19 protein-coding genes are annotated in these 18,105 nt (G+C 63.3%); 7 read left to right on the forward strand and 12 right to left on the reverse strand.

Features of this window, described 5'->3' with window-relative positions:
- Positions 1-10: 10 nt before the first annotated feature.
- The gene (gene pcaG, locus ACQKPS_RS16775; protein ID WP_099815682.1) at positions 11-616 is read right to left on the reverse strand and encodes a protocatechuate 3,4-dioxygenase subunit alpha; all 606 of its coding nucleotides are present in this window, start codon (positions 614-616) and stop codon (positions 11-13) included.
- A 10-nt stretch (positions 617-626) separates the two neighbouring features.
- Positions 627-1,346, reverse strand: coding sequence for a protocatechuate 3,4-dioxygenase subunit beta (pcaH, locus tag ACQKPS_RS16780; protein ID WP_054886879.1), 720 nt, complete (start codon positions 1,344-1,346; stop codon positions 627-629).
- Positions 1,347-1,534: 188 nt separating this feature from the next.
- Here pcaH and ypfJ point away from each other — a divergent pair, with 188 nt between their 5' ends.
- Positions 1,535-2,425, forward strand: a complete 891-nt coding sequence (gene ypfJ / locus ACQKPS_RS16785) for a KPN_02809 family neutral zinc metallopeptidase (RefSeq protein ID WP_254481447.1) — start codon at positions 1,535-1,537, stop codon at positions 2,423-2,425.
- Positions 2,426-2,621: 196 nt separating this feature from the next.
- Positions 2,622-4,541, forward strand: a complete 1,920-nt coding sequence (locus tag ACQKPS_RS16790) for a methyl-accepting chemotaxis protein (RefSeq protein ID WP_283724813.1) — start codon at positions 2,622-2,624, stop codon at positions 4,539-4,541.
- Between the two features lie 119 nt (positions 4,542-4,660).
- On the opposite strand, the gene ggt is transcribed toward ACQKPS_RS16790, so the two are convergent.
- The 3 genes from ggt to ACQKPS_RS16805 all read right to left on the reverse strand — a co-directional run bounded on the left by ggt (position 4,661) and on the right by ACQKPS_RS16805 (position 7,963).
- Positions 4,661-6,328, reverse strand: a complete 1,668-nt coding sequence (gene ggt, locus ACQKPS_RS16795; protein WP_427604941.1) for a gamma-glutamyltransferase — start codon at positions 6,326-6,328, stop codon at positions 4,661-4,663.
- 117 nt (positions 6,329-6,445) lie between these two features.
- Positions 6,446-7,342 carry a LysR family transcriptional regulator gene (locus ACQKPS_RS16800; RefSeq protein ID WP_254481450.1) on the reverse strand — a complete coding sequence of 299 codons (897 nt, stop codon included), beginning with the start codon at positions 7,340-7,342 and terminating at the stop codon, positions 6,446-6,448.
- 30 nt (positions 7,343-7,372) lie between these two features.
- Entirely contained in the window at positions 7,373-7,963 is a 591-nt protein-coding gene (locus ACQKPS_RS16805; RefSeq protein WP_254481451.1) for an NAD(P)H-dependent oxidoreductase, read from the reverse strand.
- 158 nt (positions 7,964-8,121) lie between these two features.
- Between ACQKPS_RS16805 and ACQKPS_RS16810 the strand changes: the two genes are divergently transcribed.
- Positions 8,122-8,436, forward strand: a complete 315-nt coding sequence (locus ACQKPS_RS16810; protein WP_283724815.1) for a putative quinol monooxygenase — start codon at positions 8,122-8,124, stop codon at positions 8,434-8,436.
- Here ACQKPS_RS16810 and ACQKPS_RS16815 read toward each other — a convergent pair.
- Positions 8,426-9,190 carry a sulfite exporter TauE/SafE family protein gene (locus tag ACQKPS_RS16815; protein WP_427604944.1) on the reverse strand — a complete coding sequence of 255 codons (765 nt, stop codon included), beginning with the start codon at positions 9,188-9,190 and terminating at the stop codon, positions 8,426-8,428. The genes ACQKPS_RS16810 and ACQKPS_RS16815 overlap by 11 nt on opposite strands.
- Before the next feature lie 78 nt (positions 9,191-9,268).
- Between ACQKPS_RS16815 and ACQKPS_RS16820 the strand changes: the two genes are divergently transcribed.
- Positions 9,269-10,153 (forward strand): LysR substrate-binding domain-containing protein, encoded by an 885-nt coding sequence (locus ACQKPS_RS16820; RefSeq protein ID WP_427604946.1) that lies wholly within the window; start codon positions 9,269-9,271, stop codon positions 10,151-10,153.
- Between the two features lie 108 nt (positions 10,154-10,261).
- Here the strand turns inward: ACQKPS_RS16820 and ACQKPS_RS16825 are convergent, their stop codons facing one another.
- Positions 10,262-10,537, reverse strand: coding sequence for a metal/formaldehyde-sensitive transcriptional repressor (locus ACQKPS_RS16825; protein WP_110639471.1), 276 nt, complete (start codon positions 10,535-10,537; stop codon positions 10,262-10,264).
- A gap of 70 nt (positions 10,538-10,607) precedes the next feature.
- On the opposite strand from ACQKPS_RS16825, the gene dmeF reads away from it, so the two are divergent.
- Positions 10,608-11,540, forward strand: a complete 933-nt coding sequence (gene dmeF, locus ACQKPS_RS16830) for a CDF family Co(II)/Ni(II) efflux transporter DmeF (RefSeq protein ID WP_427604948.1) — start codon at positions 10,608-10,610, stop codon at positions 11,538-11,540.
- A 96-nt stretch (positions 11,541-11,636) separates the two neighbouring features.
- Positions 11,637-11,981 carry a cupin domain-containing protein gene (locus tag ACQKPS_RS16835; protein WP_003258412.1) on the forward strand — a complete coding sequence of 115 codons (345 nt, stop codon included), beginning with the start codon at positions 11,637-11,639 and terminating at the stop codon, positions 11,979-11,981.
- 87 nt (positions 11,982-12,068) lie between these two features.
- Here the strand turns inward: ACQKPS_RS16835 and mmsB are convergent, their stop codons facing one another.
- Both mmsB and ACQKPS_RS16845 read right to left on the reverse strand, forming a co-directional pair.
- On the reverse strand, positions 12,069-12,959 hold the full coding sequence (mmsB, locus tag ACQKPS_RS16840; RefSeq protein WP_427604950.1) for a 3-hydroxyisobutyrate dehydrogenase: 891 nt from the start codon (positions 12,957-12,959) through the stop codon (positions 12,069-12,071).
- 10 nt (positions 12,960-12,969) lie between these two features.
- A complete protein-coding gene (locus tag ACQKPS_RS16845; protein ID WP_283724821.1) occupies positions 12,970-14,496 on the reverse strand; it encodes a CoA-acylating methylmalonate-semialdehyde dehydrogenase in 1,527 nt (508 codons plus the stop codon).
- A 132-nt stretch (positions 14,497-14,628) separates the two neighbouring features.
- On the opposite strand from ACQKPS_RS16845, the gene ACQKPS_RS16850 reads away from it, so the two are divergent.
- Complete coding sequence (locus tag ACQKPS_RS16850; protein ID WP_254481458.1) at positions 14,629-15,579, forward strand: LysR family transcriptional regulator; 951 nt, start codon at positions 14,629-14,631, stop codon at positions 15,577-15,579.
- Between the two features lie 139 nt (positions 15,580-15,718).
- On the opposite strand, the gene ACQKPS_RS16855 is transcribed toward ACQKPS_RS16850, so the two are convergent.
- From ACQKPS_RS16855 to ACQKPS_RS16865, 3 genes are read right to left on the reverse strand one after another with little or no spacing between them, the layout of a single operon-like run.
- Positions 15,719-16,210, reverse strand: coding sequence for an OmpA family protein (locus ACQKPS_RS16855; protein ID WP_283724822.1), 492 nt, complete (start codon positions 16,208-16,210; stop codon positions 15,719-15,721).
- A 3-nt stretch (positions 16,211-16,213) separates the two neighbouring features.
- On the reverse strand, positions 16,214-17,488 hold the full coding sequence (locus tag ACQKPS_RS16860; protein ID WP_427604953.1) for a diguanylate cyclase domain-containing protein: 1,275 nt from the start codon (positions 17,486-17,488) through the stop codon (positions 16,214-16,216).
- On the reverse strand, positions 17,485-18,051 hold the full coding sequence (locus tag ACQKPS_RS16865; RefSeq protein WP_254481461.1) for a YfiR family protein: 567 nt from the start codon (positions 18,049-18,051) through the stop codon (positions 17,485-17,487). Before ACQKPS_RS16865 ends, ACQKPS_RS16860 begins: the two co-directional genes overlap by 4 nt.
- Between the last annotated feature and the right edge of the window lie 54 nt (positions 18,052-18,105).

Below are 18,105 nucleotides of genomic sequence, written 5' to 3' on the forward strand. Positions count from 1 at the left end.
CGGCATTCTCTTAGAAGTCGAAGAAGACCGTCTCCCCTTCCCCCTGAATACGGATATCGAAGCGATAGGCCGTTTTCCCGTCCACCTCGCAACGCTTGGCGATCAAGGTCTCACGACGTTGCGGCTGCTCGATCAGGTTGAGCACCGGGCACTTGGCATTGGCCTCGGCCTCGTCGTCGAAATACAGCCGCGTGTGCAGATGGATGTTGATCCCCCGGGCGAACAGGCTGATGTTGATATGCGGCGCCATTGGCACGCCTGCAGCATTGTTCACCACACCCGGCTTGACCGTGTGCACGGTCCACTCACCAGCATCGAAGGTGGTGGCGGTGCGGCCGAAGCTGTTGAAGGCGTTTTCCAGGTTATAGGCATCCTGATACTGACCGTTGGCGTCGGCCTGCCACAGTTCCAGGAACGAATCACGCACCAGGTGGCCGTTGCCGTCATACACATGGCCGATCAGCACGATGTGCTCGCCCGGGGCATCCGGCTTGGCCAGGCGGTTCCAGATTTCCTGGTCACGGGTCGGGTTGCCGGCCGCTTCCAGGGCCAGGCCGATGTGCACGTAGGGGCCGGCAGTCTGCGATGGGGTTTCCGGCAGCAGTTCGATTGGCATGGCGGGGTCCTCAGCAGTTTTCGAAGTGGGTCTTGCGCTGGCCACGCAGCACGATATCGAAGCGGTACGCCAGGCAGTCCATCGGGTTGGCGTTGCTCATGTCGAGCTTGGCAATCAACTGCTGGACGGCTTCAGGGTTGGCGATCGACTTGACGATCGGGCACATCGGGATCAGCGGATCACCTTCGAAATACAGCTGGGTGATCAGCTTGGTGGCGATCGACGGGCCGCTGATGCCGAAATGGATGTGCGCCGGGCGCCAGTCGTTCGGGCCGTTGCGCCATGGGTACGGGCCCGGCTTGATGGTGCGGAAGCTGTAGTAGCCATCGCGGTCGGTCAGGCAACGGCCGACGCCACCGAAGTTCGGGTCCAGCGGCGCCAGGTAACGGTCGTTCTTGTGGCGATAGCGGCCACCGGCGTTGGCTTGCCACATCTCCACCAGGGTGTTCGGCACAGGCTTGCCGTACTGGTCGACGACGCGGCCGGCAACGATGATGCGCTCGCCGATCGGCAGGCCACCGTTGTTGAAGTTCAGCAGCAGATCATGGTCGTGGGCACCGAAGCCCAGGTGGGAAAAGTCCGGGCCGGTGGTTTCGCTGATCGACTGCGGGATGCTGACCAGTGCCTGGCGCGGCGAGCGGGCAACGGATGTCTTGTAGTCGGGCGTCAGGGCCTTGGGGTGCCAGTTGCGATCACGGATCACGAAGCGGCTGTTGTCCTGGGCAGGCATGCCGGATTCCTCTCTTGGAATTATGAAAACGCCTGTACACGGCAGGCGGACTTGCAGTTTCAGACAGGTCGCGAGGGATGGATAATGAAATCACCCGTCAATAACATAACCAAACGGTTATGTATTAGTGGCTTTGGCTGTGGTGATCTAATCTTTATCCCTATGTTTCAAGCTCTGGAGAGCTCCTCATGGAATGGCGAAAAGGCCGGCGCAGCGACAACGTGGTTGATGCTCGCGGCGAAGGTGGCGGCGGCGGCATGCGCTTTGGCGGCGGCAAAGGGCTGGGGCTTGGCGCTGTGCTGTTGATTGTCGGTATCGGCTGGCTGACCGGCCAGGACCCGCTGCAGATTCTTGGCCAGCTCGCCGGGCAGATGGAACAACAGCAACAGCAGGCAGCACCCAGTGGCGCTGGCGGCAAGGCCCCACCGGCCAATGACGAACAGGCGCAGTTCGTCGCCTCGATCCTGGGCGATACGGAAGACACCTGGAAGGCCCTGTTCGCCCAAGCGGGCAAGCAGTACCGTGATCCCAAGCTGGTGCTGTTCAGCGGCCAGGTCAATTCGGCCTGCGGTTTTGCGTCTGCGGCAGTCGGCCCGTTCTACTGCCCGGCGGATCAGCGGGTGTACCTGGACATGTCGTTCTTCCGCGAAATGGAAACCCGCTTCGCTGCGGCCGGTGACTTCGCCCAGGCCTACGTGATTGCCCACGAGATCGGCCACCACGTGCAAACCCTGTTGGGGGTGTCGGCCAAGGTCGATGCCGCGCGGCGCAGTGGCCAGCGCCTTGAAGGCGACAATGGCCTGCTGGTGCGCCAGGAACTGCAGGCGGACTGCCTGGCCGGCGTCTGGGCGTATCAGGCGCAGAAGCGACTGAACTGGCTGGAGCCGGGTGATGTTGAAGAGGCGCTGAATGCCGCCAATGCCATTGGTGATGACCGGCTGCAACAGCAGGGTCAGGGGCGCGTGGTGCCCGACTCCTTCACCCATGGCACCTCTGCGCAGCGGGTGCGCTGGTTCAAGGCCGGGTTTGCCCAAGGCGATGTGAACAGCTGCGATACCTTCGGGGCGCGTAGCCTTTGAGGTCTTGGGGCCGCTTTGCGGCCCTTCGCGGGCATGCCCGCTCCCACACTTTTTCGCCTGGTTACAAATCAACTGCAAAAGCGATTCAGCTTTACCCTCGACGTGCCGATAACACCTGCACGAATCAGCGGGCCCCAGAACAACAACGCCCTGCGATCGAAGATCAGTGAGCGAATGAATTTTCTGGAGAGCGTGCATGAACAGCTGGTTCGCCAATATCAGCGTCAACCTCAAACTCGGCCTGGGCTTCGGCCTGGTGCTGGTACTAACCGGCCTGCTGGCCCTGACCGGCTGGACCAGCCTGGGCAGCCTGATTGACCGCAGCAACTGGATGGGTGACATCGGTCAGCTCAACAAGGATCTGACCGACCTGCGCATTGCGCGTCTGCAGTACATGATCGCCAACGGCGATGACGCGGCCGCGGCCAATACCCAGGCCAAGCTGGACGCCTTCAGCAAGCAGCAGCAATACCTGGTCACCACCTTCACCAGCCCGGCCAACGTCGTGCTGCTCAAGGAACTGGGGCAGACCATCAGCGAGTACAAGGTATCGCTGAACAAGATGCGCGCCGGCTACAAGAGCTCGCTGGCCGCCCGTGATGCAATGAACGTGTCGGCGGCCAAGGCCGACCAGGCCATGGAAGCCCTCAGCCAGGACGTCATGGCCCGCCCCGAACCCGACAGCGTGCGCCTGGCCCAGTACCAACTGATCAGCAAGGCGCGCCAGCAACTGCTGCAGGTGCGTATCGATGTGCGCGGTTACATTGCCGACAACAGCACCGCCAACGAGCAGACCGCCCTGCGCCAGCTGGAGGGTGCGCTGGGCGAAATCGACAACCTCAAGCGCCAGCTCCCAGCCGAAGCCACTCGCGTGCAGCAGTTCGAGCAATCGGTGCAGGCCTATCGCGATGCCGTGCGCCAGTTCCGCGATGCGGTCGCCGAGATCACCGTCGCCCGCGCCGAGATGACCGTGCAAGGCGCCGATATCGTCAAGCGCAGCGACGCGCTGTACAGCATCCAGCTGGAACGTCGCGACGCAGAAAGCACCCAGGCCCGCAGCCTGCAGACCATCGCCACGCTGCTGGCGCTGCTGGCTGGCGTCATCGCAGCGGTGGTCATCACCCGCCAGATCACCCGCCCGCTGCGCGATACCCTGCAAGCCGTGGAGCGCATCGCCGGTGGCGACCTGACCCACGACCTGCGTGTGACCCGCCGCGATGAAATCGGCGTGCTGCAACAAGGCATTGCGCGCATGGGCACGACCCTGCGCGAGCTGATCAGCGGCATCCGTGATGGCGTCACCCAGATTGCCAGCGCCGCCGAAGAGTTGTCGGCGGTGACCGAGCAGACCAGCGCCGGTGCCAACAGCCAGAAGGTCGAGACCGACCAGGTCGCCACCGCCATGCACGAAATGGCCGCCACCGTTCAGGAAGTGGCGCGCAACGCCGAGCAGGCTTCCCATGCCGCGACCGGCGCCGATGACGAAGCGCGTGCCGGTGACCGCGTGGTCGGCGAGGCGATCAGCCAGATCGAGCGCCTGGCCGAAGAAGTGCACCGCTCCACCGAGGCCATGAACCTGCTGCAACAGGAAAGCCAGAAGATCGGCAGCGTGATGGACGTGATCAAGTCGGTGGCCGAGCAGACCAACCTGCTGGCCCTCAACGCCGCGATCGAAGCGGCCCGTGCCGGTGAAGCCGGCCGCGGATTTGCCGTGGTGGCCGACGAAGTGCGTGGCCTGGCCCAGCGCACGCAGAAGTCCACCGAAGAAATCGAGGAGTTGGTGGCCAGCCTGCAGCACGGCACCCAGCAGGTGGCCAATGCCATGCAGGGCAGCCGCACGCTGACCGACAGCAGTGTGGAGCTGGCGCGCAAGGCCGGTTCGTCGCTGGAGAACATCACCAGTACGGTGTCGAGCATCCAGTCGATGAACCAGCAGATCGCAGCGGCGGCCGAGCAGCAGAGTGCGGTGGCGGAAGAGATCAGCCGCAGCATCCTGAATGTGCGGGATGTGTCGGAACAGACCGCGGCGGCCAGTGATGAAACGGCGGCGTCCAGCGTTGAGCTGGCGCGCCTGGGTGGGCACTTGCAGATGCTGGTCAGCCAGTTCCGCGTCTGACCTCAAGATCGCTTTCGCGGGTAAACCCGCTCCCACAGGTTTCGCCGCTTTCCTGACGTCAGCGGTGAACCTGTGGGAGCGGGCGTGCCCGCGAAGGGGCCAGCCCTGCCGATACAGAACTACTTGACGATCATCCCCACCCCACGCCCACGCGGATCCGAAGCGGTCTCGAGCTGCGCGCCGTTCACCCGGATCGCCTGGATATCGCCCATCTCCCAGCCCTGATCTTCCAGCACATAGCCCATCTTCTTAAGCTCATCGGCCACCGGCCCGGTCAACGGCGCGTAGTTGTCGAAGTAAATGGTGTCCTTGGGCAGCAACTGATGGTGCACACGCTGCGCCGCCACGGCCTTCTCCAACGGCATGCCGTAGTCGTACAGGTTGTTCATCACCTGGAAGATAGAGGTAAAGATTCGCGAACCGCCCGGGGTACCGATCACCAGCTCGACCTTGCCATCGCGCGTCATCAGGCTCGGGCTCATCGACGACAGCATGCGCTTGCCCGGTTCGATGGCGTTGGCGTCACCGCCGACCACGCCAAAGGCATTTGCGGCGCCAGGCTTGGCGCTGAAATCGTCCATCTCATCGTTGAGCAGGAAGCCTGCGCCCTTGACCACCACGCCGCTGCCGTAATCGAGGTTGAGCGTGTACGTATTGCTGACCGCATTGCCCTGTTTGTCAACGATCGAGAAGTGCGTGGTCTGGTGCGGCTCCAGGCCTGGCTTGACCTTGTCGGTTTCGGAAATGGCCTTCGGGTTGACCTGGGCGGCGCGCTTGGCCAGGTAGTCCTTGGCCACCAACTGGTCGACCGGCACCTTGGTGAACGCCGGGTCGCCGAGGTAGTCGGCACGGTCGGCGAACACACGCTTTTCAATCTCCGCTAGCAGATGAATGTACTGCGCCGAGTTGTGCGCAACGCCCTTGAAGTCCGCCGCGCGGTCTTCCTTGATACCCAGCAGCTGGGCCAGGGCCACGCCGCCGGAGCTTGGCGGCGGCGCGGTATAGACCACATTGCCACGCCAGCTAAGGGCCATGGGCTCGCGCCACACGGCCTTGTAATCCTTGAGGTCTTGCTTGGTGATCAGGCCCTTGTCGGCCTGCATCTGCGCCACCAGCAGGTCGGCGGTCTTGCCCTGGTAGAACTCGCTCACGCCCTTGTCGGCGATGCGTTCGAGGGTCTGGGCCATTTCCGGCTGTTTAAACAGTTCTCCGACCTTCATGTTGCCGAAATAGTCGTTGAAGTTGGTCGCGGTCTTGAACATGCCCTGGGCATCGTTGCGGTACTGGTACTGCTTCTCGGCGACCTTGAAGCCGTTTTTCGCATAACCGATGGCCGGCGTCAGCAGCTCGCTCCAGGGCAGCTTGCCGAACTTCTGGTGGGCTTCCCACAAGCCCATCACCGTGCCTGGCACGCCGGCGGCGCGCACGCCGACCAGGCTCAGGTTCTCGATGACCTCGCCCTTGTCGTCCAGGTACATGTTGCGCGAGGCGGCCTTGGGCGCCACTTCGCGGTAGTCGAGGAAGTACGGCTTGCCGTCGACGAACAGGGTCATGAAGCCACCGCCGCCAATGTTACCCGCCTCGGGGTAGGTCACTGCCAGGGTGAAGGCCGTGGCCACGGCCGCGTCCACCGCGTTGCCGCCCTTCTTGAGAATGTCGGCTGCAACCTGTGCACCATATTGATCGGGGGCGGCCACAGCGCCACCTTCCAACGTGGCGGCGTAAGTCGATGAACAGCTCAGGATCGCGGCTGCCAGAGCCAGGTACTGGAACGGGACAATACGCATGACACTTCCTTGGTGTTATTTTTGTTGAGCAGTCAGTAAGGCCGAAGCGCTCTGACTGTGCAATCAAACGCAGGAAGTTTCGCCGCCTGTGGACAGGACCTGTCGCGATCAGGCAACTCAGCAGGCGTACATGGCCAACTTGCGCTGGATGAAATCAAGGAAGCACTGAATCCGCAGGGCCAGCTGCGTGTTGCGGTAGTACACCGCGTGGATCGGCTGGCGGTAGCCATTGTTGGCCTCGCTCAGCAGCACCTTGAGGCGACCGGCGCGGATGTCTTCGTGGGTCATGAAATGCGACAGGGCGACGATGCCCTCACCGGCCAGCGCCAGCTGGCGCAGGGTTTCGCCGCTGGAGGCGATCAACGCCGGGCGAATGCCCCAGCGGTCACCCTGGGCGTGGCGCAACGGCCATTGGTTCAACGATTCAGGCTGGCTGAAGCCAAGCAGGCAGTGATCGTTCAGGTCTTCGACGCTTTTCGGCGTGCCGTGTTGTGCCAGGTATTCCGGGCTCGCCAGCACCTGCACCGGGCTGCAACCGAGCGAGCGGGCATGCAGGCTGGAGTCGGCAAGGTCACCGATGCGGATGGCCACGTCGGTGCTCTGTTCCAGCAGGTCGATGATCAGGTCGTCGGTGTTGAGCTCCAGCTCGATGCCGGGGTACTGGCGGCGGAACTCGCCGATCCACGGCAGGATGGCGTGCAGCATGAACGGCGCCGCCGCGTTGATGCGCAGGCGCCCGGACGGCGTCTGCCGGTTCATCGACAGACGCTCCTCCATCTCGTCCATCTGCTGCAGCACCAGGCGTGAGCGTTCGAGAAAGAAGCGGCCCTCTTCGGTGAGGTCCATGCGCCGGGTGGTGCGGTTGACCAAGGTGGTGCCGAGCTTGGCCTCCAGGCGCGACAGGGTGCGGCTGACGGCAGACGGGGTCTGGCCCATCTGCTCGGCAGCGGCGGAGATTGAGCCGCAGTCGATGACGGCGACGAATACCTGGAGTTCTTCGGAGCGGGTTTTCACTTGAGCGCCTGTGTCGGGTCCGTGCAGGGATTAGATAGCCTTGCCGAAGACCTTGTCCAGATGAGCTTCGTAAGCCGCCAGGGCTGCCGGCACATCCGGGCGCTTCATCACATCCACCGCAAGGAAGGTTGGCAGCCCGGTCATGCCCAGGAACTGGTTGGCCTTGTGGAAAGGGAAATACACCGCATCGACACCCTTGCCCTCGAAGAAGTCGCCCGGGTCATCGAATGCTTGCTGCGGTGCGTTCCAGGTCAACGACAGCATGTACTGCTTGCCGTGCACCAGGCCACCGCTGCCGTACTTTTGCGAATGGTCGGAGCGGGTACGGCCATCATTGGCGTAAAGGCTGCCGTGGCCAGCGGTGAAGACATCGTCGATGTACTTCTTCACGGTCCATGGGGCGCCCATCCACCAGCCTGGCATCTGGTAGATGATCACATCGGCCCAGAGGAATTTCTCGACCTCGGCCTGGGCGTCGTAGCCACCGTCGATGAAGGTCTGCTGCACATCGAAACCGGCACGGTCCAGGTGCGCCAGCGCGGCGTCGTGCAAGGTCTGGTTGAGACGGCCGTCAGAGTGGGCGAATTGTTTGCCGCCGTTGAGCAGAAGGATCTTTTTCATGCTGGGCCTCAAGTCATTGGATGAATGACCGGCACAGTAATGGCTCGCGGACGCGGGATACAGCAGTTGGCGGGCAAAATACAATTGACCGGAAGTCACGAATGACGAATCAATTATTGCCGTAGAATCGATTCTCCATTTATCTGTGAGTACGATCCATGAGCGAGCAGCACGCATTCATCCTCAAGGCCAAGACCCGTCCGGAAATGGCCGAAGCGTTCGAAACCCTGTTCCGTGCCTACGTCGAGCCCAGCCGCCAGGAACCAGGCTGCATCGAATACCACATGCTGCGCGACCAGCAGGACCCGACCCTGTTCGTGTTCTATGAAGTGTGGGCCGACAAGGCCGCGCTGGATGTGCACTCGGCACTGCCGCACATGGCCGAGTTCTTTGAAAAGCGCATGGATTATCTGGAGCGCGATTTCGACATCCAGCCCATTGTCATGCTCAGCGCCTCGTCCGCTAACCGTTGATCAGCAAGTGGCCGCCCAGCGCGGCCAGGCCGATGAAGAAGCAGCGCTTGAACAGCGCTGCGCTGATACGCTGGCGCAGCCACTGCCCGGCGAGCATGCCCAAAAGGGCCGGCGCCAGCATCAGCAGCGAAGCCCCCAGCGCTTGCCCACCCAAGGCATCCTGCCCGGCCAGGCCAAGGGCCAGCGCCAAGGTCGAGACCGTGAACGACAGGCCCAGTGCCTGGATCATCTCGTCGCGGCTCAGGCCCAGGCTCTGCAGGTAAGGCACCGCTGGCATCACGAACACGCCTGTGGCTGCAGTGACCACACCAGTCACCAGCCCACAGACCGGCCCCAGCCACCCTTCCCGCTCCGGCGCCACCCGCAAGGACGGGCCTGCCAGCCCGTACAGCGCGTAGATCACCAGCGCCGCCCCCAATGCATGCACCGCCCAGGGCCCACTGTTGATGCCCAGCCAGGCACTGCCAAGCAACGTACCGAGGACTGTCATCGCCAACATTGGCCCGAGCCTTCGCAGTAGTGCGCGCAGATGCCCGCCAGCCGCAAGTTGCCAGAGGTTGGTAAGCATCGAAGGCACAATCAACAATCCAGCAGCCTGCGTCGGAGACATAGCCAGCCCCAGCAGGCCCATGGCGATGGTCGGCAGGCCGAGGCCGATCACCCCTTTGACGGCACCGGCCAGCAAGAAGGTGATGATCACCAGCAGCGTTAGGGCCGGGCCGATGTTCTGGTAGAAAGCAACCAAGTTATCCATGACCGCCATGATGGCGTGCAGCGGCTGGCATGAAAATCTGCCATATACTCAGCCAGACTCTTGCAAGGACAGAGGCAGATGCATTTCGACCTGATCGACCTCAGGCTTTTCCAGCACACCGCCGAATGCGGCAACATCACCGCCGGCGCCCGCCGCAGCCATCTGTCGCTGCCAGCGGCCAGTGCGCGCATCCGCGCCATGGAGGCCTCGCTGGGTACGCCGTTGCTTGAGCGCAATCGCCGTGGCGTGCAGGCGACACCCGCCGGGCAGGCGCTGTTGCAGCATGCGCGGCTCATCGGCCAGCAGGTCGAACGCCTGCAGTTCGACCTGGCTCACTATGCCAAGGGCCGGCAAGGGCAGGTGCGGCTGCTGTGCAACACGGCGGCGCTGACCGAATACCTACCGGAACTGCTGGCCAGCTACCTCGCCGACAACCCAGGAATCAGCGTCGATGTGCAGGAGCTGCCCAGCCTGCGCATCGTTCAGGCGATCACCCAGGGCATGGCTGACCTGGGCATCATTTCCACCGCAGCGCCCAGCGCGCATCTGCAGACCTTGCCGTTTCGCGATGACCCGCTGGTGCTGGTGACACCGCTGGATCATCCCCTCGCCGCAGCGCCCGCCCCGAGCTTTATCGACTCCCTCGCCCACGGCCATGTCGGGCTTGGGGCGAACAGTGCCCTCGCGTTGTACCTGGAAGAACAGGCCCTGCGCGAAGGCCACCGCATGCAGGTACGGGTGCGAGCTGAAGGGTTTGACGGGGTGATACGCATGGTCGCCGGTGGTGCGGGGATCGGCGTGGTGCCGCTGGCATCGGTGCAGCGCTGGAAGGGCATGCTGCCGATGCACTGGGTGGCGCTGCGAGAGGATTGGGCCAACCGACGGTTGCTGTTGTGTACGCGGGATTTTGCCGGGTTGCCAGGGTATGCGGCGGGGTTGGTTGAGCGATTGATACAGAGCTGAACGTTCATCGCTGCCTGGGCTGGCCCTTTCGCGGGTTTACCCGCGAAAGGGCCAGCCCAGGCAAAAAAGTGCTCATGTCAATCAATGTTCTTATACCCCCAGGGGGTATCACTTCAGATAAGACCGCAACAACGCCGCCACCTTGTCCGCCTCTTCCTGCCGTTCCTCGGCGCTCAGCCCTTCCGCCACCAAGTGTTCGCGGATGTGCCCTTCCATCACCTCGGTCATCAGCCCATTCACCGCACCGCGTACGGCGGCGATCTGCTGGAGGATCGCCAGGCAGTCCTTGTCCTGCTCCAGCGCGGTTTCCAGGGCGGCGGCCTGGCCTTTGATCTTGCGCACGCGGGTCAGCAGTTGCTTCTTGCTCTTGATCGTATGTGCCATTCGCTTACACACCATGCTAGGTATACTGGGGTATAGTATATTTCTCGACATTCCGTGAGCATCATAAACCATGGCGACACAAACCTCAGGCCGCTGGCAGCACAGCCACCAGTTCCACACCAGCAACCTCGGCGCCGAGCGCAAGACACGCCTGGCCGTGTGGCTGACGGCGGTAATGATGGTGGCGGAAATCGCCGGTGGCTGGTTATTCAATTCCATGGCCCTGCTCGCCGACGGCTGGCACATGAGCTCGCATGCCCTGGCCCTGGGCCTGTCGCTGCTGGCCTACGCTGCCGCGCGTCGTTATGCCAAGGACCAGCGCTTCGCCTTCGGCACCTGGAAGATCGAGATCCTAGGCGGCTATTCCAGTGCCCTGCTGCTGCTCGGTGTGGCCGCGCTGATGGCCTTCCAGTCGGCCGAGCGCCTGCTGACGCCGGGGCCGATCCACTATGACGAGGCGATCTTCATTGCGGTGATCGGCCTGGCCGTGAACCTGATCTGCGCCTGGCTGCTGCGCGACGATCACGATCATCACCACCATGGCCACGACCATCATCACGACCACGGCCATCACCACCACGACCTGAACCTGCGCTCGGCCTACCTGCACGTGATCGCCGACGCCGCCACCTCGGTGCTGGCGATCGTCGCCCTGCTGGCCGGCAAGTTCTGGGGCGCCAGCTGGCTCGACCCGGTAATGGGCCTGGTCGGTGCGCTGTTGGTGGCGCTCTGGGCCCGCGGCCTGCTGCGCGATACCGGCCGTGTCTTGCTGGACGCCGAGATGGATGCGCCGGTGGTCGAGGAAATACGCGAGGTGGTCGCCGAACTGCCGGTACCCGCCACCATCACCGACCTGCACGTGTGGCGCGTGGGCAAAGACCAATATGCCTGCATCCTCAGCCTCGCCACCCAGGCCGCATTGAGCGCCGACAGCGTGCGCCAGGCCTTGAGCGTGCACGAGGAACTGGCCCACGTCACCGTCGAGATCAACGCCCTGGCATAGCGCGGGCAGGCAGCTGGACGTCGAGCCCAGGCAACTGCGGCTCGGCGGATGGCCCTATGGTGACCAGTCATTCAGCCAGTCACCAGGAGTTGTGCCATGTCCGATTTCATCACCGTCCTGCGCGAAACCTGCCCGACGCCGGTCGTGGACGCCACCAAGTGGAAGCGCATCGGCGGCGATCCGCACACCGTCAACCTCAACGCCTACCTGTCGGCCGACGGCAGCAAGATCATGGGCACGTGGATCTGCACCCCGGGCAAGTTCGAGGTCAACTACGAGAAGTGGGAGTTCTGCCACTTCCTCGATGGCTACTGCATCATTACCCCGGAAGGTGAAGAGCCCAAGCACCTGAAAGCGGGTGATGTGTTCGTGATCGAACCGGGTATGAAAGGCACCTGGGAAGTGGTCGAGACTGTGCGCAAATACTTCGTCTTCGCCTGATAAAAAACATCGCGGGGCAGGTGCCCTTCCCTCTGGTGCGCAGTTACAGAGGGAAGGCCGCCCGGCCCGCGATAAAGTCCTCGCTCGTCAATCCTTCTTGCGGTACCCCTCGACGATCGCCGAGAAGTCCTTGCCGCCTTCACCGCGCAGGCTCATCGCCTGATACAGTTGCTGGGCCACAGCCCCCAAAATCACCGGCTGGTGCGCCTGACGCGCAGCCTCGGTGGCAAGCCCCAGGTCCTTGAGCATCAGCTCGGCGCCAAACCCGCCGGTATACCCCCGCGAGGCCGGTGCAGTCTCGATGATGCCCGGCCACGGGTTGTAGGTATCGGAACTCCAGCAACGCCCCGTCGAACTGTTGATGATCCCCGCCAGCACCTTGGTGTCGATGCCCAGCGCATTGCCCAGGGCCATGGCTTCGGAGACGCCGATCATCGAGATGCCCAGCAGCAGGTTGTTGCAGATCTTGGCGATCTGCCCGGTACCCACTTCACCGCAGTGCACGATGTTGCGGCCCATCTGCTCCAGCACCGGCTTGAGCGTGGCGAACAGTTCTGCGCTGGCGCCGACCATGAAGGTCAGCGTACCTGCCGCCGCGCCACCGGTACCCCCGGACACCGGCGCATCGCCCATGTCCACACCTTTGGCCGCCGCAGCCTTGGAAACCTCACGTGCGGTCTGCGGGTCGATGGTGCTGCAATCCAGGGTTGGCGTGCCTGGGTGGATGCCCGCCAGCACGCCGTCGTCTTCGTTGAGGTATACGGCGCGCACATGGGCCGCCGCCGGCAGCATGGTGATGACCAGCTCACTGCTGGCCGCCGCGGCCCTCGGGGAGGCGCTGACCTGGCCGCCCAGTTCGGCGAGCTCGGTAAGCACGGTCTTGTTGAGGTCAAACAGGTTCAACTGGTGCCCGGCCTTGATCAGGTTGCGGGCCATGGGCGCGCCCATGTTGCCCAGGCCGATGAATGCGATACGCATGGCGTGCTCCTTAGCGCAGGCTGATGGTGGTGTTCACACCGTCATTGACGCTGTCGTCATCGAACCAACGGGCGGTGACGGTCTTGGTCTGAGTGTAGAACTGCACCACCTGCTTGCCGTACGGGCCGAGGTCGCCGAGCTTGGAGCCGCGCGAGCCGGTGAAGCTGAAGAACGGTACCGGTACCGGAATCGGGATGTTGATACCCACCTGGCCGATGTCGATCTCGCTCTGGAACTTGCGCGCCGCCGCGCCGCTCTGGGTGAACAGGCCGGTACCGTTGCCGAACGGGTTGGCGTTGACCAGGGCAATGGCTTCGTCGAGGGTGTCGACTTCCAGGGTCACCAGCACCGGGCCGAAGATTTCCTGGGTGTAGACCTGCATGTCGGTCTTCACCCCGGAGAACAGGGTCGGGCCGACGAAGTTGCCTTGCTCATACCCCGGCACCTTGACCCCACGGCCATCGAGTTCGAGCTTGGCACCTTCCCGGATGCCGCTTTCGATCAGCCCCAGCACACGTTCCTTGGCGCGCCTGGAAACCACCGGGCCAACATCGGTGCCTGGCTCGCAACCGGCGTTGACCTTGAGCTTGCTGGCCGCCTCCTTGATGTCTGGCAGCCAGTCACGCGCCTTGCCCACCAGCACTGCCACCGAGGTGGCCATGCAGCGCTGGCCCGCTGCGCCGAAGGCGGCACCGACCAGGGCGTTGACGGTTTGCGTGCGGTTGGCGTCTGGCAGCACCACGGCGTGGTTCTTGGCGCCCATCATCGACTGCACACGCTTGCCGTGCTGGCTGGCCAGGTTGTACACGTGAGTGCCCACTTCGGTGGAACCGACGAAGGAGATCGCCTTGATGTCCTGATGGGTGCAGATTGCATCGACCACCTGCTTGCCGCCGTGCACCACGTTGAGCACGCCAGCCGGCACACCGGCTTCCAGCGCCAGCTCGACCAGCAGCATGGTCGACAGCGGGTCCTGCTCGGAAGGCTTGAGGACGAAGGTGTTGCCGCAGACGATGGCCATCGGGAACATCCACAACGGGATCATCGCCGGGAAGTTGAACGGGGTGATGCCAGCGCACACGCCGATGGGCTGGCGCAGGGTGTAGGTGTCCACGCCACTGGCGACGTTCTCGGCGAACTCGCCCAGCTGCAGCGTGCCGATGGAAGCCGCGTGCTCGACCACTTCCAGGCCGCGGAAGATATCGCCTTCGGCGTCGGCAAGGGTCTTGCCCTGCTCGGCACTGAGCACCTGGGCGATGCGTTTGGTGTGCTCGCGGATCAGCGCCTGCAGCTTGAGCATGATGCGCATGCGTGCACCGATCGGGGTGTCACGCCAAGTCTTGAAGGCGCGCTGTGCGGCAGCCACGGCAGCATCCACTTCTTCGACGGTGGCGAACGGTACCCGCGCCAGCACTTCCTGGGTGGCCGGGTTGACGATGTCGCGCCATTCGCTGGTTTTCGACTCGACCCACTGGCCGTCGATCAGCAGCTTGACCTGCTCGACCTTGGTCTTGTCAGGGGATTGTGGTGCGTTCATCTGCGTTCTCCTTGGAATTATTGTCAGGACGAGATCGCCAGCGCCGGGCAAACGCGAGGTGGCGCCTTGGGGCTTTTTTCGAGTATAGATGTGCAAACATCCAACAAGAACGCACAAAAAAACCGGATCAACATGCAAAAAGACCTGACCTCCCTGAGTGCGCTGAACTGGGACGACCTGAAGTTCTTCCTCGAAGTGGCGCGCACGCGCAAAGCCAGCAGCGCGGCCAAGCGCCTGGCTGTCGACTACACCACGGTATCGCGGCGCATCAGCTCGCTGGAGGGGGCGATGGGCACGCTGCTGTTCGAAAAGTCACGCACCAACGGCTTCGTCCTGACCGCCGAGGGGCAACGCCTGTTGGGCTACGCGGAGTCGATCGAGAGCACCTTGCACATGGCCTGCGAACAGGTCTCCGGCTCCGGCGTGGCGCTCTCAGGGCATGTGCGCATGGGGTGCACCGAAGGCTTTGGCAGCTTCTTCGTTACACCGCAGTTAAGCCATTTCGTCGATGCCTACCCGGCAATCTCGGTAGATATCCTGCCGCTGCCGCACTTCATCAGCCTGTCCAAGCGCGAGGCGGACATCGTCATCGCCCTGGAGCGGCCAGAGCATGGGCCTTATGTGTGCTGCAAGCTGTGCGACTACCGGCTGCGCCTGTATGCGACCCCGGACTACCTCGACAGCCATGCACCGATCCGCCAGGTCAGCGACCTGGTGAACCACCCGTTCATCAGCTATGTGGACGACCTGGCGTTCAGTTCTGAGCTGCTGTACCTGGCCAACCTGATTCCCAATGCCAACGCACATTTACGCAGTACCAGTGTGATTGCCCAATACACGGCGGCGTTGCAGGGGCGCGGGCTGGCGATATTGCCGTGCTTCCTGGCGTCGCAGGACGCGCGGCTGGTGACGGTGTTGCCGGAGGAGATCGAGGTGACGCGGCAGTTCTGGATGTATTGCCGGGAGGACTTGAGAAAGCTCAAGCGGATCACCTTGTTGTGGGATTACATCCGTGGGGTGACCGAGGCGAATGCTCCGTTGTTGATGGGTGAGACGCGCGAGATGCGGTTTGCTAAGGGTTGATGGAGGTCTTTAAGTGTTCGCCACAGCATTTCCAGCGCCTATCAGATCGGGCGCCGCCCGCGCGGTCGATCTGATAGGCGCTGAAAGCGCCAAGGCAGGCACCTGTCAGCTACACCGCGCTGCATTCTTTACAGCTATTTCAATAAGACGCCACCACAATCGACACCCGCCGGTTCTCGGTTCGCCCGGCACTCGTGCGGTTGTCCGCCACTGGCTGCGTGCTGCCCAGCCCGCGGGTATGAATGTTCTGCGCCTGCATGCCAACGTCGATCAACGCCTTGGCCACACTCTGCGCACGCCGCTCGGACAGCAGCTGGTTGTACGCCGCCTTGCCCGAAGCATCGGCATGGCCATCGACCCGCACACGCTGAATACCCACGCCCAGCAAAGCCTTGCCGATCCGCTCGACGATCGCCTGGCTCGGGGCATTGAGACTGTCCAGGTCGCTGCCGAACAGCACCTTGCCTGACAGGTCGAATGCCCAGCCTTCCTCGGTAGGGGCGAAGCCTTCACGCTTGAGTACTGCAATCTGTTCGGCGCTCAGCCCTTTGGGTGGCGCGCTTTGGCACCCTGCCAACGCCAGCAAGGCCAGCACCATCACGACGAATGAAAAACGCAAACGCTGTATCACGGTTCAACTCCTGTTGCTGGAATCGGCGGCGGACCGTTCCGTCTGCGCCGCTTGCCACTGGCCTCGGCGCTTGCGCTTGGCCTGGTACATCGCCGCATCTGCGGCATTGAGGAGGCTGGCCGGGTCATCGCCATCCTCCGGGTAATAGGCGATGCCGACACTGAGCGACGTGGTGAGGCTTTCACCGCCATCGAGCAGAATCGGCAGCTGCATGCTGGCGATAATTTTCTCGGCGATGCGCTCTGCGTCCTCACGCGAGTGCAGCGGGGTCAGCAGCACGGCAAACTCATCGCCTCCCAGGCGGGCCACCAGATCGTGCTCGCGCAGTTGCGCACGCACGCGGTCGGCCACGTTGATCAGCACTTCGTCACCCACGGCATGGCCGAGGCTGTCGTTGATCTGCTTGAAGTGGTCACTGTCGAGGAACAGCAGCGCCACATGGTCTTGCTGCCGTGCAGCATTACGCAGGCTGCGGCTGAGGCGCCCCTCGAAGAACGCGCGGTTGGGCAAGCCGGTGAGGCTATCGTGGCTGGCCTGGTGAGCCAGGGTGGCGTTCTCGCTCTGCAAGTGGCTGTGCCAGACCTCCAGTTCATCGAGCAACGCGTTGAAATCGTTACCCAACTCGTTCAGCTCGGCAATGGGCGCTTCCGGCACACGGCGGTCAAAACTGCGTTCGCGACGCGCGGCGTGGGCGACACTGGCCAGGCTGCGCAAGGGGCGCACGATGTCGCCAAGCAGGCGCCGCGACAGGTACAAGGCAACGAAGGCACTGAGGATCGTGCAGAACAGGATGCCCCCAAGGCCGCTGAGCAGGAACAGCAGCAAGCTGCGGCCCTGGCCGGCCAGTTCGATATGCCCGACTTGCTGTTGCTGGTGCATGATCGGCAGGTTGATCGGCCCATTCAGCAAGGCCGACGCCACCTGCGCCTCAAGGTGCCCGAGCACGCCTTCTTCGCGGCGCTGCCAGTGCGCCAGCTGCTCCCCATCGTTGTTGAATACCTTGGCGTCCGCCACTTCTTCGGTTTTGGCGATCAGTTCCAGCGCCTCATGGGCCGCTGCGCTGTCGTCGAACACCACCGCGGCTTCGACGGTGTAGTTGATCGAACGGGCAATCAGGTGCAGGTTGTGGTGGGCGTACACTCGCAGGGCCAGCACACCGAGCAGGGTCAGCGAGATACCGGCCAGGCCCACTGCCATCAGGGCAACGCTGAGGTGGCCGCGGCCGAGTACCGAACGCAACGTCGGACGCACGCCGGCCTTCCTGGCTGAACGCTTCATGGCACAGCTCCGCGTCGCCGTGACAGCTGCAACACGCTGGGATGGATACGCACCCCGGAACGTGCCACGGAGTCGAGGTTGACCTCGAAAGCGACCTGCTGGTCACCGACGCGCAGGCAGAACAGGCTGCCCACCGTGCACGGGTCGTCGGCTTCGCTGATGCTCAGTACCGGATGGCCATTGATGGCCTGGAACAGGTGTTCCCGCTGGGCATCGTCGAGCTTGCCGATGTACACCGCGTCACAGGCTTGGGCGACATGCCGGTCGTCGGCCAGCAGGCGGCGCACCTGCAAGGGTTGGCCAGCGTTCTGCACGTTGCCCTTGATCAAGTCGTCGGCATATTCGGTCGGGCCGACCATGCACAAGCGCAAGGGCACAGGCTCGGTAGGCCAGCGTGCATAGCTGAAGATGCCCAGGACCACTTGGGTGACCGCCTTGGCACGCTGCTGGGCCTGAGCGGAGGTGGCAGAACCGCCCGCCTGGACGGGGCCGGCCAATAGCGACAGGGCAACCAGAAGCAACAAAAGCGCACAGCCTGTCAACCGCTCCCTGGCGCCTGTCATGTGAGAGTTCTCTCAAAAACCTGTCTGAGTCGGCGCAACGATAGCACAACGCTG

This window comes from Pseudomonas sp. NPDC086566 (assembly GCF_050280885.1).
GTDB classification, from domain to species: Bacteria; Pseudomonadota; Gammaproteobacteria; order Pseudomonadales; family Pseudomonadaceae; genus Aquipseudomonas; species Aquipseudomonas vlassakiae.